The organism is Arthrobacter zhaoguopingii (genome assembly GCF_009828605.1).
Classification (GTDB): Bacteria; Actinomycetota; Actinomycetes; order Actinomycetales; family Micrococcaceae; genus Arthrobacter_D; species Arthrobacter_D zhaoguopingii.
Genome location: NZ_WIAE01000001.1, coordinates 491,622 through 505,013, shown reverse-complemented (window position 1 = coordinate 505,013; position 13,392 = coordinate 491,622). Strand labels below are relative to the sequence as shown.

The 13,392-nt window shown below is 68.7% G+C and carries 14 protein-coding genes; 6 read left to right on the top strand and 8 right to left on the bottom strand.

Annotated elements, in window-relative coordinates; translation table 11 throughout:
• The first annotated feature begins 27 nt into the window (after window positions 1-27).
• Together GVV77_RS02235 and GVV77_RS02230 are read left to right on the top strand one after the other, a co-directional pair.
• Window positions 28-504 carry an Lrp/AsnC family transcriptional regulator gene (locus tag GVV77_RS02235; RefSeq protein ID WP_133403273.1) on the top strand — a complete coding sequence of 159 codons (477 nt, stop codon included), beginning with the start codon at window positions 28-30 and terminating at the stop codon, window positions 502-504.
• Window positions 505-693: 189 nt separating this feature from the next.
• Entirely contained in the window at window positions 694-966 is a 273-nt protein-coding gene (locus tag GVV77_RS02230; RefSeq protein WP_159615947.1) for a hypothetical protein, read from the top strand.
• A 114-nt stretch (window positions 967-1,080) separates the two neighbouring features.
• Here GVV77_RS02230 and GVV77_RS02225 read toward each other — a convergent pair whose 3' ends face one another.
• Window positions 1,081-2,718, bottom strand: a complete 1,638-nt coding sequence (locus GVV77_RS02225; protein WP_159615945.1) for a solute symporter family protein — start codon at window positions 2,716-2,718, stop codon at window positions 1,081-1,083.
• Window positions 2,715-3,200, bottom strand: coding sequence for a DUF485 domain-containing protein (locus GVV77_RS02220; protein ID WP_159615943.1), 486 nt, complete (start codon window positions 3,198-3,200; stop codon window positions 2,715-2,717). Before GVV77_RS02220 ends, GVV77_RS02225 begins: the two co-directional genes overlap by 4 nt.
• Window positions 3,201-3,540: 340 nt before the next feature.
• On the opposite strand from GVV77_RS02220, the gene GVV77_RS02215 reads away from it, so the two are divergent.
• Genes GVV77_RS02215 through GVV77_RS02200 form a run of 4 tightly spaced genes read left to right on the top strand, consistent with a single transcriptional unit; the run spans window position 3,541 to window position 7,416 of the window.
• Window positions 3,541-4,728, top strand: coding sequence for a sensor histidine kinase (locus tag GVV77_RS02215; RefSeq protein WP_159615941.1), 1,188 nt, complete (start codon window positions 3,541-3,543; stop codon window positions 4,726-4,728).
• A 16-nt stretch (window positions 4,729-4,744) separates the two neighbouring features.
• Window positions 4,745-5,464, top strand: coding sequence for a LytR/AlgR family response regulator transcription factor (locus tag GVV77_RS02210; RefSeq protein ID WP_159615939.1), 720 nt, complete (start codon window positions 4,745-4,747; stop codon window positions 5,462-5,464).
• A gap of 10 nt (window positions 5,465-5,474) precedes the next feature.
• Window positions 5,475-5,888: a DUF485 domain-containing protein gene (locus GVV77_RS02205; RefSeq protein WP_159615937.1), complete on the top strand. Its 414-nt coding sequence runs from the start codon at window positions 5,475-5,477 to the stop codon at window positions 5,886-5,888.
• Complete coding sequence (locus GVV77_RS02200; RefSeq protein ID WP_159615935.1) at window positions 5,878-7,416, top strand: sodium/solute symporter; 1,539 nt, start codon at window positions 5,878-5,880, stop codon at window positions 7,414-7,416. The genes GVV77_RS02205 and GVV77_RS02200 overlap by 11 nt, the downstream gene beginning before the upstream one ends.
• On the opposite strand, the gene GVV77_RS02195 is transcribed toward GVV77_RS02200, so the two are convergent.
• From GVV77_RS02195 to rpsB, 6 genes are all read right to left on the bottom strand, one after another.
• Window positions 7,405-7,983 (bottom strand): DivIVA domain-containing protein, encoded by a 579-nt coding sequence (locus GVV77_RS02195; RefSeq protein ID WP_159615933.1) that lies wholly within the window; start codon window positions 7,981-7,983, stop codon window positions 7,405-7,407. The genes GVV77_RS02200 and GVV77_RS02195 overlap by 12 nt on opposite strands.
• Before the next feature lie 52 nt (window positions 7,984-8,035).
• Window positions 8,036-8,923, bottom strand: coding sequence for a phosphatidate cytidylyltransferase (locus GVV77_RS02190; RefSeq protein ID WP_159616183.1), 888 nt, complete (start codon window positions 8,921-8,923; stop codon window positions 8,036-8,038).
• A 317-nt stretch (window positions 8,924-9,240) separates the two neighbouring features.
• Complete coding sequence (gene frr / locus GVV77_RS02185) at window positions 9,241-9,798, bottom strand: ribosome recycling factor (RefSeq protein WP_159615931.1); 558 nt, start codon at window positions 9,796-9,798, stop codon at window positions 9,241-9,243.
• A gap of 100 nt (window positions 9,799-9,898) precedes the next feature.
• Window positions 9,899-10,639: a UMP kinase gene (gene pyrH / locus GVV77_RS02180; protein WP_159615929.1), complete on the bottom strand. Its 741-nt coding sequence runs from the start codon at window positions 10,637-10,639 to the stop codon at window positions 9,899-9,901.
• Between the two features lie 135 nt (window positions 10,640-10,774).
• Window positions 10,775-11,611: a translation elongation factor Ts gene (gene tsf, locus GVV77_RS02175; RefSeq protein ID WP_159615927.1), complete on the bottom strand. Its 837-nt coding sequence runs from the start codon at window positions 11,609-11,611 to the stop codon at window positions 10,775-10,777.
• Window positions 11,612-11,723: 112 nt separating this feature from the next.
• On the bottom strand, window positions 11,724-12,659 hold the full coding sequence (gene rpsB / locus GVV77_RS02170) for a 30S ribosomal protein S2 (protein ID WP_159615925.1): 936 nt from the start codon (window positions 12,657-12,659) through the stop codon (window positions 11,724-11,726).
• Window positions 12,660-13,392: the final 733 nt, after the last annotated feature.

Genomic DNA, 13,392 nt, shown 5'->3' with positions numbered 1-13,392 from the left:
GGTCCAGACGTGTTAGTGTTGCGCACTATGCAACCCCTCGATGGCACCGATCTCCGCCTGCTCCTCGCGATGGCCAAGGACCCCCGGCGGACCGTCGTCGCCCTTGCCGAAAAACTGGGGCTCTCACGCAATACGGTGCAGGCCCGCATGACCCGGCTCGAGCAGAAGTCGGTCTTCCTCTCCTTCGAACGGCGCATCAATCCCGCCGCCCTGGGTTATCCCCTGATGGCCTTCATCCATGTCCACGTCCAGCAGCAGAAGCTCGCCGAAATCACCGCCCGGATCAGCGAGATCCCGGAGGTGATCGAGGCCTACGGCCTCAGCGGGCAGGCCGACATCCTCGTGCGCGTCGTCTCGGCGGACGCCGAGGACCTGTTCCGGGTGAACGGGAAGATCCTCGCCTGCGACGGCGTCGAACGCTGCGACACGTCCCTGGCGATGGGTGAACTCGTTCCCTTCCGGGTCGAGCCCCTGCTGCACCGTGGGCCGCGCCCGCCGTCCTGACCGATGCCCCGGCATGCGGCGGTGGCACCCGGATGCCTCGGCGGAGCCCTACTGCGGCGGGCACCGGCGGGCACGCTTCTCTTTTCCCTTTTGGTTCATCCCGGCCGGGGCTAGGGTCGAAACACCGCCGGGTGTCCCGGCGGAACGGCGCACTGCACAGGTGCAACCACGCCTGCGAAGGAGTAGATCATGGCCCCCGAATCAGAAGATCCGTCGAGCCCGGTCCGTGACGGACTCAGCCAGGGGGCCAACCCCGTGCCCCGCGAACGGACCGAACAGACGGCCCCTGCCGACGACGCGGATGGCTCTGCCAACCTCGACTTCGACTTCAGCGGCGCTGATGAAGCGGGCCAGCCCGAGGAGGCTCCCGGGCTCAACGTCGCTGCTGGCCCGGCCGAGGAGGCCGACCGCGAGTCCGGCGATGAGGAGGACCTCACCACCGATATCAGCCCCAGCGACTAGCTCGGACACGGCACGGGCCGGTACGGCCCTTGCCGCCCGGACGCCGAAGGGCCGCAGCACCATTGATGCTGCGGCCCTTCGTCGATGCTGGTCGGGGAGGTGGTTGCCCGCGCCCTAGTGGTCGACCGCCTTCTCGGCGCCCACACCGGTGAGCGAGCGGACCTCCATCTCCGCCTGGACGAGGGGATCCTCGGTCCTCTTGGACAGCGTGGTCCCGAGCCAGCCGAGGAAGAAGGCCAGCGGAATCGACACGATGCCGGGGTTGTTGAGCGGGAAGATCGAGAAGTCGGCTCCCTTGATCATCGACGTCTCGCCACCCGATACCACCGGGGACAGCGCGATCAGCAGGATCGCCGAGCCGAGGCCGCCGTACATGCTCCACATGGCGCCCTGGGTGTTGAACTTCCGCCAGAACAGCGAGTAGAGGATGGTCGGCAGGTTCGCACTCGCGGCCACCGCGAAGGCGAGGGCCACCAGGAACGCGACGTTCTGACCGGAGGCCCCGATCCCGCCGAGGATGGAGAGCAGTCCGATGACGACAACGGTGCGCCGTGCGACCTTGACCTCGCCGTCCGGGTCGACATTGCCGCGGCGGATGACGTTCGCGTAGATGTCGTGGGCGAACGACGCCGCCGCCGTGATGGTCAGGCCTGCGACCACGGCGAGGATCGTGGCGAAGGCGACGGCCGAGATCAGGCCCAGCAGCAGAGGTCCGCCGAGCTCGAAGGCGAGCAGCGGGGCCGCCGAATTGACACCGCCTGGCGCCGCGACGATCCGGTCGGCACCGATCAGTGCGCTGGCGCCGTAGCCCAGCACGAGGGTGAACAGGTAGAACGCGCCGATGAGCCAGATGGCCCACACCACCGAGCGGCGGGCCTCCTTGGCCGTCGGCACCGTGTAGAAGCGCATCAGGACGTGCGGCAGGGCCGCCGTGCCGAACACGAGGGCGAGCGCCAGGGAGATGAAGTCGAGGCGGGTGGTGCCGGTCAGGCCGTACTGCAGGCCGGGGCTGGTGATCGCCGCGTTGCCCGAGGTTTCGATGGCCGCGCCGAGCAGGGTGGAGAAGTTGAAGTCGTGGATCGCGAGGACCCACACGGTCATGATGAACGCGCCCGTGATCAGGAGGAAGGCCTTGATGATCTGCACCCAGGTGGTGCCCTTCATGCCGCCGATCAGGACGTAGATGATCATGAGGATACCGACGACGGCGATCACGAGGGACTGGCCGACGCGGTCGTCGATGCCCAAGAGCAGGGAGACGAGGCCGCCGGCGCCGGCCATCTGGGCCAGCAGGTAGAAGAAGCACACAGCCAGCGTGGTGATGGCTGCCGCGATGCGGACCGGACGCTGCTGGAGGCGGAAGGAGAGGACGTCGGCCATGGTGAACTTGCCGGTGTTGCGCAGCAGTTCCGCAACGAGCAGCAGGGCCACGAGCCAGGCGACGAGGAAGCCGATGGAGTAGAGGAACCCGTCATAGCCGTTGATGGCGATGGCGCCGACAATGCCCAGGAAGGAGGCTGCGGAGAGGTAGTCCCCCGCGATCGCCGTCCCGTTCTGCGGGCCGGTGAAGGAGCGGCCTGCGGCGTAGTAGTCGGCCGCTGTCTTGTTGTTGCGGCTGGCCCGCAGCACGATCACCAGCGTGATCGCGACGAAGAGGCCGAAGATCGTGATGTTCAGCCAGGGCTCGCCGACGCGGGTCGACTCGGTGGTCTGCAGGGGCAGGAATGGACCTGCAGAGAGGGGACTGATCATTTCTTCCCGCCTGTCGGATCGCTGAATGCTTCGGGGGCGGCACTCTCAAGCTCGTGCCGAAGGTTGGCCGCGATGGGATCGAGCCGCCGGTTGGCGTAGCTGACGTACCACATGGTGATGGCGAACGTGCTGACGAACTGCGCCAGCCCGAGGAGGATGCCGATATTGACGTTGCCAAAGACCGGGGTGGCCATGAATTCGTGGGCGTAGTCGGCCAGCAGCACGTAGGCGAAGTACCACAGCAGGAACGCCACGGCCATGGGGAAGACGAAGCTGCGGTGCCGCTTGCGCAGTTCGCGGAACTGCTCGGCCTCCTGAACCGCCGTGAAGTCGACGGCCGGCTGGTTGGCCGTACCGGCAGTGTGGGCACCGGCTGCCGGCGCCGCCTGGTGTGCCGGGACGCCGTCGGTCCGGCCGGTCTCCGGAGTTCCGCCGTCGGGGCCCGGCGATCCCCCGTCCGGTTCGATTGGGTGCGAACCCATTGTTCCTCCTCTGCTTGGACTTTTCCCTGCGGTGCCGGCGGCATTGCCGGGCAGGGTCGACCTGCGATGTGACTTCACTCACTCTCACTCCTGCCGGCGCGCTTTTCCAGCACTGCGCAATGCCCCCGCGCCCAATGGGCGGCGCGCTGCGCCGAACGGTCAAAGGCTCGATGTCAGTGCCGGGATATCGGGCCGGGATGCCAGGCCGGGATGCCAGAGGAGACGTGTCAGAGCGGGGTTGCCAATTGTGGAATCGGCGCCGGCCTTCAGCTGCCGGCCCGTCGGCCGCCGGCCCGCCGGGCCCGCCGCCCGTCGTCGACCGAGCCGTTACTGTAGAGCCATGGTCAGCCCCGCCGTCGACACCGCCCTGGTGTTCGCCGTCGCCGCCATCACCCTCGCGGTCGTCGGTTCGGTCGGGTTCCGGTTATCCCGCTCCTTCCGGGACCTCGGATCCGACGCCGACCGCGCCACCTACACCACCCTCCACACCGCAGCGCTCGCCTCCGAACACCTGCGGGAGGGCCTGACCCCGGCGGGGGCCTCCAAGGCGAGCCGCCACCTCCGGGGCCTGCTGCGGTGCGACACCCTCATGATCACCGATGAGGCGGCCGTGCTCGGCTGGGACGGCGCACGCACTCTTCCGGCCGGGGTGATGGACGCGATCGGCGGGTCGCTGGCGAATGGACGCACGCAGATCGTGCGCCGGCCCCAGCTGGAGCAGGCGGGCATCATCGGCCTGGGCGAGCTCGTCGTCGCGCCGATCCGGGTGGACCAGCGGGTGGTCGGGACCGTCGGCGCTTTTGCCGCAGAGGCCAATGCCGGCCTGGTGCGCGCAACGAACGAACTGGCGGGCTGGGTTTCGACGCAGGTGGAACTGGCGGAACTCGACTCCTCGCGCCGGCTGCTGATCGAGGCCGAGGTCCGGGCGCTGCGCGCCCAGATCAGCCCGCACTTCATCTACAACTCGCTCAACGCCATCGCCTCGTTCATCAACACCGACCCGCAGCGTGCCCGCGACCTCGTCGTCGAGTTCGCCGACTTCACCCGCTACTCCTTCCGGCGCCACGGCGACTTCACCACTGTGGCCGAGGAACTCCGGAGCATCGACCGGTACCTGCTCCTTGAACGCGCCCGCTTCGGCGACCGGCTGAAGGTCCGGCTTGAGATCGGCCCGGAGGTGCTGGGCACGGTCATCCCGTTCCTGAGCCTTCAGCCGCTCGTCGAGAACGCGGTGCGGCACGGCCTTGAGTCGAAGGAAGGCACCGGGCACATCACCATCACCGCCCGCGACGCCGGGACCTTCGCGGAGGTCACCGTTGAGGACGACGGTGTGGGCATCGAGCCCGATCACCTCCGCTCCGTCCTCGCCGGCCACGCCGACGGGGTCCACGTGGGCCTGCGCAACGTCGATTCGCGGCTTCGCCAGGTGTACGGCGACGACCACGGCCTGGTCATCGACACCGCCCCCGGCGCCGGCACCCTGATTACGCTGCGGGTCCCGAAGTTCCAGCCCGGGAACCGCGCCTGAGCGTACGCTAGGGATCATGGTCAACGTGGTCATCGCCGACGATGAGCTTCCGGCAGTGGAGGAGCTCGCCTTCCTGCTCTCCCAGGACAGCAGGGTCCGGACCATCCACCGCGCCTCGAGCGGCGCCGAGGTGCTGGCCACCCTCGAGCAGTCCGACGTCGACGCCCTGTTCCTCGATATCCACATGCCCGCCGTGTCCGGACTCGATATCGCACGCTCGATCGCTGCCCTCGACCGTCCGCCCGCCGTCGTCTTTGTCACCGCCGACGAGGACCGGGCGCTTGAGGCGTTCGACCTCCGGGCCGTCGACTACCTGCTGAAGCCGGTGCGGCGGGAGCGGCTGTCCGAATCGGTCCGGCGCATCTGCGAACTCGCCGAGGGAAGCGCTGCGGCACCGGAGGTCATCACGGTCGATCAGGGCGGGATCAGCCGGAGGATCCGCCGCGATGAGGTCCGCTACGTCCAGGCGCAGGGCGACTACGCCCGGCTTCACACTCCCGGGGCGAGCTACCTGATCCGCATTCCGCTGAACGACCTCGAACGGCAGTGGGCCGATGCCGGATTCCTGCGCATCCACAGGTCATACCTCGTGGCCATGGACCAGGTGCGCCTGGTGCGCCTGGGCGCGGGGCGCCCCAGCGTGACCGTCGGCGACGCCGAACTGCCGGTGAGCCGCAGGCACCTGCCCGGCGTCCGCGAGCAGCTCGAGGCGACCCGCCTGCGGCCCGGCCACTAGACCGCCCGCCGTGACCACCCCCGGGCCGCACCGGCCGCCCCCTGCCCCCGACTCCGGGCCCCCCGCCCGGGTGCGGGTCACCGCCCCGCGCACCAGTGCCAGGCCCAGTTCCGGGACGTTCCCGGTGACCCGCGAGGTGGCCGAACACTCGGCGGTCGGCGAGGTCTTCGTCGGCTCCCTCATCCGGTCCCAGCTGCGCCTGGCGCTCGTGGTGGCCGGCGGGTTCCTCATCATCCTGATCGGCATCCCGGTCCTGCTCGGGCTGTTTCCCTCGATCCGGGAGGTCACCGTGCTCACCGTGCCCGTGCCCTGGCTGCTGCTCGGGCTCGGGGTCTACCCGCTGTCCATCGCCTGCGCGGCCCTGTACGTCCGCAGCGCCTCACGCAACGAAAAGCGGTTCCAGGACCTGATCGATGAGGGCTGACGAGGTGGGCGACGCCTTCGGGCTCAACCCCGCCGTCGGGTACGCCGCCCTGCTGCTCGTGGCGGTGACAACGCTCCTGATCGGAATCTACGGGCTGCGCATCTCGCGGACCACCGGCGACTTCTACGTGGCGTCCCGCACCGTGCGGCCCTGGTGGAACGCCTCGGCCATCGGCGGGGAGTACCTCTCGGCTGCCAGTTTCCTCGGCGTCGCCGGGCTGATCCTCATCTCCGGGACCGACGCCCTGTGGTTCCCCATCGGCTACACCGCCGGGTACCTCATGCTGCTGCTGTTCGTCGCCGCACCGCTGCGCCGTTCGGGGGCCTACACCATCCCAGACTTCGCGCAGGCACGGCTGGAATCCCTTCCGGCCCGCCGCGTCACCAGCCTGCTCGTGATCGTCGTGGGCTGGCTGTACATCGTGCCGCAGCTCCACGGGGCCGCGCTGACCGTGAGCATCACGACGGGGCTGCCGGCCTGGGTGGGCCCGCTCGCCGTCGTCGTCGTGGTGTGCGCGGGCGTGATGGGCGGCGGGATGCGCTCGATCACCTTCGTCCAGGCCTTCCAGTACTGGCTCAAGCTCACGGCGCTGGCCGTGCCCGCCGTGTTCATCCTGCTGCGCCTGGGCGTGGAGGGCCTGCCCGTGACCGACGGCGGCGCCGCGTTCACGGCGGACCTGAACACCACCGCCGGTGCCTCCCTGTACAGCACGAGCTCCCTGGTGATCGCGCTGCTCTTCGGCACCCTGGGGCTGCCCCACGTGCTGGTGCGCTTCTACACCAATCCCGACGGCGCCTCGGCACGGCGCACCACCCTCATCGTGCTGGCCCTGCTGTCGGTGTTCTACCTCTTCCCCACCCTCTTCGGCATTCTCGGGCGCATCTACACCCCCGACCTCGCGGTGCCGGGGGCGGCCGATGCCACGGTGCTGATGCTGCCCGGAAGGATCTTTGACGGCGCCGCCGGGGACGCGCTGACGGCGTTGGTCACTGCCGGGGCGTTCGCCGCATTCCTCTCCACCTCGAGCGGCCTCGTGGTCTCGCTGGCCGGCGTCGTCAGCCAGGAGTTCTTCTCCGGCAGCGTTCGGGGGTTCCGCCGGGCCGCCGTCCTCTCAACCCTGGTGCCGCTGGTCCTGGCGCTGCTGACAGATTCCCTGGCGCTTGCCGGCAGCGTGGGCTCGGTCTTCGCCTTCACCGCGTCAACGTTGTGCCCCCTGCTGCTGCTGGGCATCTGGTGGCGCGGGCTGACCGACGCCGGCGCGGTGGCCGGCATGCTCGCCGGCGCGGTCCTGTGCGGGGGCTCAATCCTCGCGGCCGCGCTCCTCGGCCCGGAGGCGGCGTCCCTCGACTGGCTCCGGCAGCCCGCGCTCTGGACGGTGCCGGCCGCGTTCCTCGTGATGATCGTCGTGTCCCGGGCGACCCGGGACCGGCGGCCGGCGGGCACCTCCCGCGTGCTGGCGCGGCTTCACACACCCGAGGCTCCCGAGCCCCGGCGTGCCGGCCCGAGGGCCGAGCCGTCAGTCGATTGAGGCCATGAGTTCGACGACCCGGTCAAGGAAAGCATCGACCTGGTTCTCCTCGTAGCCGGCGGCCCCCACGGTCTCCCGGAAGACGGCCCGGCGCACCACGTCGACGCTCAGCGGCAGATCGTTCTCGAAGTACCGCAGCAGCTGGTCGCACAGGGCGTCGACGTCCCCGGTGTTGTAGCTCAGCGCCTTTTTCCTGGTCGGCCTGCGGAAACGCTCGCCGGGGGCCCGGTGGAGCCGGCCGCGCAGGACGGCGGAGGCGCGGCCGATCTGCATCAGCCAGGCGTCTTCACCCTTGGCCTCGATCAGCTGGTCGCGTTCCCGCTGGGCGAAGGCGTCCTCGAGCCGGTCGAGTGCGGCGTCGACGTCCTGCGGCTCGTAGCCGCCCTTCGCCGGTTCGAACACGATGGCGCGGACCTGGGCGCTGGTGATCGGCCCGTCGCCGGATTCACCGTTGTTGTAGAAGTTGCGGGCCTGGACCAGGAAACGGTCCACCTGCCGGGTGTTGTAGCCATAGCTGCGCCGGCCGACGCGCGCAAAAGGTGAGCTGCCCTGGCGAGCATCGTCCATGGTGCCTGTGTCTTTCTGCTGAGACCAAAAAGGCTGGCGGAATCCCCGTCCGCTAGATCAGCCCTGGTACCAATGTAGCGGACAGCAGGAACGCCATCGGCGAGGCGAAGACCACCGAGTCGAGCCGGTCCATGACTCCCCCGTGGCCGGGCAGCATGGTGCCCATGTCCTTGACGCCGAGTTCACGCTTGATCATCGACTCGGCCAGGTCGCCGGCGGTGGCCGCCGCAACGATGGCCACGGCAAGGACCAGACCCACCCAGAGCGGCTGGTCAAGCAGGAAGACCGCGCACAGCGCGCCGATCACCATGGCGCCGCCGACCGAGCCGCCGAAGCCCTCCCAGGACTTCTTCGGACTGATCTTCGGCGCCATGGGATGCTTCCCGAAGAGCACGCCGACCAGGTAACCGAACGTGTCGTTGGCGACGACCAGCAGCAGGAGCGTCGCGATGAGCAGGTACCCGCCGGGAAGCTGGAGCAGCAGCATCGCAAAACTGAGCATGAAGGGCACCCACAGGAGGGTGAAGGCGCCGGCCATCACGGCCCGCGGCGCCCCCGGTGCGGGGTCGAGCGACCGCCACAGCAGCAGGGCCAGGAATGAGAAGACCGAGGCGAAGGCAAGGCTCTCCGCGCCACCGAAGTAGGCGGCGAAGGGCAGCGCCACGCTTGCGGCCACCGCCGGAACCAGGGGCATGCCGATGCGGCGCACCGCAAGGGCGCGCGAGACCTCGAGGACGCCGAGGACGCCCAGCACCGTCACCAGTGCGACGAAGGCGAGCGGGAAGAAGAGGAGGCCGCCAAGGACCAGGATCATCAGGCCCACCCCGACCCCGATGGCCGCCGGCAGGTTCCGGCCGGCCCGCGACGGCGCTCCGGGCTCGCGCGGCGGCCGGCGTGACCGGCGGAAAAGGCGTGGACTGCGCTTGCGCGCCTCACGCAGTTCGCGCCGGGTCACTGGTCCGGCCGGCGCTGCGGCCGCGGGCGAGGGCGACCCGGACGTGCCGGGATGCACGGTGGCCGGAAGGGGCCCGGGGGTTTCCGGAACGGCCGGCGTGGGATCCGCGGGGACGGAGGCGGTACCTCCGGCCGGGCCGGTGCGGGGACCGGCGGCCGTGCCGGCCGCCGGCGCGGCGCCGGTCACCCGCGGGACTGCGGTTGAGGCAGCGGACGGACTGGGCGCGCTTCCACCGGGTGCGTCCCGGGCGGCGCCGTCACCCGAGGGGACGTTGCCGCCCACTGAGGGCTTAGGAACATGCATCAGACTTCGAGGAGCTCGGCTTCCTTACGCTTGAGCATGTCGTCGATGGTGTCAGTGTGGGACTTCGTCAGGGAGTCGAGTTCCTTTTCGCCGCGTGAACCCTCGTCCTCGCCGGCGTCGCCGTCCTTGACGGCCTTGTCCAGGCCGTCCTTGGCCTTGCGGCGGATGTTCCGCATGGAGATCTTCGCGTCCTCGGCCTTGGTGCGCACGAGCTTGACGTATTCCTTGCGGCGCTCCTGGGTGAGCTCGGGGAGCACCACCCGGATGACGTTGCCGTCGTTGGAGGGGTTGGCGCCCAGATCGGAGTCCCGGAGGGCGCGCTCGATGTCATTGAGGGCGGCCCGGTCGAACGGGGTGATCAGCAGGGTGCGCGCTTCGGGGTTCTGGAAGGAGGCGAGCTGCTGCAGCGGCGTCGGGGCGCCGTAGTAGCTGACCATGACCTTGGAGAACATCGCAGGGTTGGCCCGCCCGGTCCGCACTGTCGCGAAGTCGACCTTCGCCGCTTCGACGGCCTTGTCCATCTTCTCGGTGGCCTCTAGCAAGATCTCTTCGATCACGATGTCTCCTTAGCTCTGCGTTCAGTTGCCCGGCAACCGGTCCAGTGTTCAATCCTAGTTCACCGACCGGACCCCGGGGCCCGGATTCGGAGCCCGCGGGCTAGTTGGTGACCCGCGTGCCGAGCTTCTCGCCGCGGATGGCGCGGGTGACGTTGCCCTCGCCCTCCATACCGAACACCACCATCTCCAGGTCGTTGTCCTTGCACATGGTCATCGCGGTCTGGTCCATCACCCGGATATCGCGGCGCAGGGCCTCCTCGTAGGAGAGGGTGATGAGCTTCTCCGCGGAGGGATCCTTGTGCGGATCGGCCGTGTAGACGCCGTCGACCCCGCTCTTGGCCATCAGCACCTCATCGGCGTGCACCTCGAGCGCACGCTGGGCCGCCACGGTGTCGGTGGAGAAGTACGGCAGTCCCGCGCCGGCACCGAAGATGACCACGCGGCCCTTTTCCAGGTGGCGGATGGCGCGCCGGGGAATGTACGCCTCGGCGACCTGCCCCATGGTGATTGCGCTTTGGACCCGGGTCTCGACGCCCGCCTGCTCCAGGAAGTCCTGGAGTGCGAGGCAGTTCATCACCGTACCGAGCATGCCCATGTAGTCGGCGCGCGAGCGGTCCATCCCGCTCTGGGAGAGTTCGGCGCCGCGGAAGAAGTTTCCACCGCCGACGACGATCGCCACCTCCACCTCGCCCACGGTGGCCGCAATCTGCCTGGCCACGGCCCTCACCGTTTCCGGGTCGACACCAAGCTTGCCGCCCCCGAACACCTCGCCGGAAAGCTTGAGGAGCACCCGCCGTCGTCCGTTCTTGCCACCCGTGATTGCCGGTTCAAGGTTGTCCATGATGCCTCCCAGGGCGTAAAGCGGTGCGTTCTGCACAATCGATAAAAGAATACGGTGCGCCGCGTGGGCGCGAAAAAGGGTGGCCACCAGCGGCGGCCACCCTTTCCATTGTTACAACCGATCCGGCGTGTGGACCTACGCGCCGACGCGGAAGCGGGCGAAGGCAGTGGCCTTCACTCCGGCGTCGCTGAGGACCTGGGCGATCGACTTCTTGGTGTCCTTCGAGAAGGGCTGGTCGACCAGGACGGAGTCCTTGAAGAAGCCGGTCATGCGGCCTTCGACGATCTTGGTGAGCGCCGCCTCGGGCTTGCCCTCTGCGCGGGCGGTCTCCTCGGCGATACGGCGCTCCGACTCCACCAGGTCCGCGGGAACCTCGTCGCGGGTCAGGTAGGTCGGGGTGTACGCGGCGATGTGGAGCGCGACGTCGTGGGCGGCCTCGACGGCAGCGGCACCTTCACCCTCGACGGCGAACAGCACGCCCACCTGGGCGGGGAGGTCCTTCGAGGTGCGGTGGAGGTAAGCGTCGACCACGGCACCTTCAACGCGGGCCACGCGGCGGATGTCGACCTTCTCGCCCAGCAGGGCGCCGGCCTCGATAACGTGCTCCGACATGGGGCGGCCGTCGACCTCGAAGGCGAGCAGCGCGTCGACGTCGGTGGCGCCCGAAGCAATGGCGGCGTCGAGGACCTTGTTGGAGAAGTCGATGAAGGGCCCGGCCTTCGCGACGAAGTCGGTCTCGCAGTTGACCTCGACCATGACGCCGACGCTGCCGTCGACGCGTGCGGCGACGAGGCCTTCGGCCGTCGAGCGGCCTTCACGCTTGGTGGCGCCCTTGAGGCCCTTGATGCGGATGACCTCGAGGGCCTTGTCCGGATCGCCGTTGGCCTCGTCGAGGGCCTTCTTGACGTCCATCATGCCTGCGCCGGTGCGCTCACGGAGGGCCTTGATATCAGCGACGGTGTAATTCGCCATGGAAAACTCCTAAATTCTGGTTGATCTGCGAAGAAGAGGATCCCTGCCGGCGCTCAGCCGGTGGAACATGCGTAAGGGGCGCGGAATCACCCACACCCCTTACGCAAGAGAACTACTTGGTGTCGGCTGCGGCGTCCTCGGCGGGAGCTTCCTCAGCGGCAGGAGCTTCGGCCGCGGGGGCCTCGGCAGCAGGAGCTGCTTCGGCGGCGGGGGCCTCGGCAGCAGGAGCTGCTTCAGCGGCGGGAGCTGCTTCAGCGGCGGGAGCCTCGGCGTTGGCCTCGGCGGCGCCCAGCAGTTCGCGCTCCCACTCGGCGAGGGGCTCTTCGGCTGCGGCGGCGTCGGTGCCGTTGGCGCGGTTGTTGCGGGCGATGAGGCCCTCGGCAACGGCGTCGGCGACAACACGGGTCAGCAGGTTCACGGCGCGGATGGCGTCGTCGTTGCCCGGGATCGGGAAGTCGACCTCGTCCGGGTCGCAGTTGGTGTCGAGAATTGCGACGACGGGGATGTTGAGCTTCTTGGCCTCGTCAATGGCGAGGTGCTCCTTCTTGGTGTCGACAACCCAGATGACCGAAGGGGCCTTCGTCAGGTTGCGGATACCGCCGAGGTTGCTCTGAAGCTTGGTGAGCTCACGCTTCAGGAGAAGGAGTTCCTTCTTGGTGTGGCCCGAGCCGGCAACGTCGTCGAAGTCGATCTCTTCTAGTTCCTTCATGCGCTCGATGCGCTTGGAAACCGTCTGGAAGTTGGTGAGCATGCCGCCGAGCCAACGCTGGTTGACGTAGGGCTGGCCGACGCGGGTGGCCTGGTCGGCAATCGCTTCCTGGGCCTGCTTCTTGGTGCCGACGAACAGGACGGTTCCGCCGTGGGCGACAGTGGCCTTGACGAACTCGTAGGCGCGGTCGATGTAGGACAGCGACTGCTGCAGGTCGATGATGTAGATGCCGTTGCGCTCGGTGAAAATGAAGCGCTTCATCTTCGGGTTCCAGCGACGGGTCTGGTGGCCGAAGTGGACGCCGCTGTCGAGCAGCTGGCGCATGGTTACTACTGGCATGGGATGCCTTTCGTTTCAGCAGGGCGTGCGCGCGACATGGCGCTTCCGCTGCTTTGTTGACGGTTATTAGCGTTCCGCCCGGGATGGGCGGTCCTCCTGGCGCCTGGTCGTTGGAAAACCCACTCCCCCAACCGGATCGCTCCGGACCGCTGGGATAGTGCCCCGCACGTCGTCGAGACGAAGGCGGGTCGCAGGCACGCGTAGTCAGCCGGCACATCTCCTGCGCGGTTTGGTGGTGTTCCAGAACGCGGGGAAAACGGCAGACTGCTCCGTCAAGTGTACTACAGCGGTGTTATGCCTCCGGACGGCCCGGGTGCCTCCCGCACCGGGCCGGACCCTGAAGCCACGAGCGGACCCGAAAACGACGAGCGGACCCGAAATATCTGCCCCTTTTGTCGCTTTCGGGTGCGCCGGCCGCTTTCAGGTGCGCCGGGTCGCACCCGAGCCGCGACGGCATCCCTGGGCGGTCCTGGAATCCAGTTTCCACATACGAGCCTCGGACAACCACACACGCGTTGAGGGAGCGCATCGTCGAGGGCATGAGGCTGACCCCCGCATCCCTGGTTCGCCCGCCGAGGAATCACCTTCACCCGGCGGCCGGCGGGCGCGAGTTGGATCCCGGTCCCCCAACCCCGCCGATCCGGGCCGCTCCAGGCGGGTCCGCACAGCTGTCCCGGAAGGACCTCTGGCCGGACTCCTGCGGGATTGCAACGTGGTGGCTGCACCGGCGGTT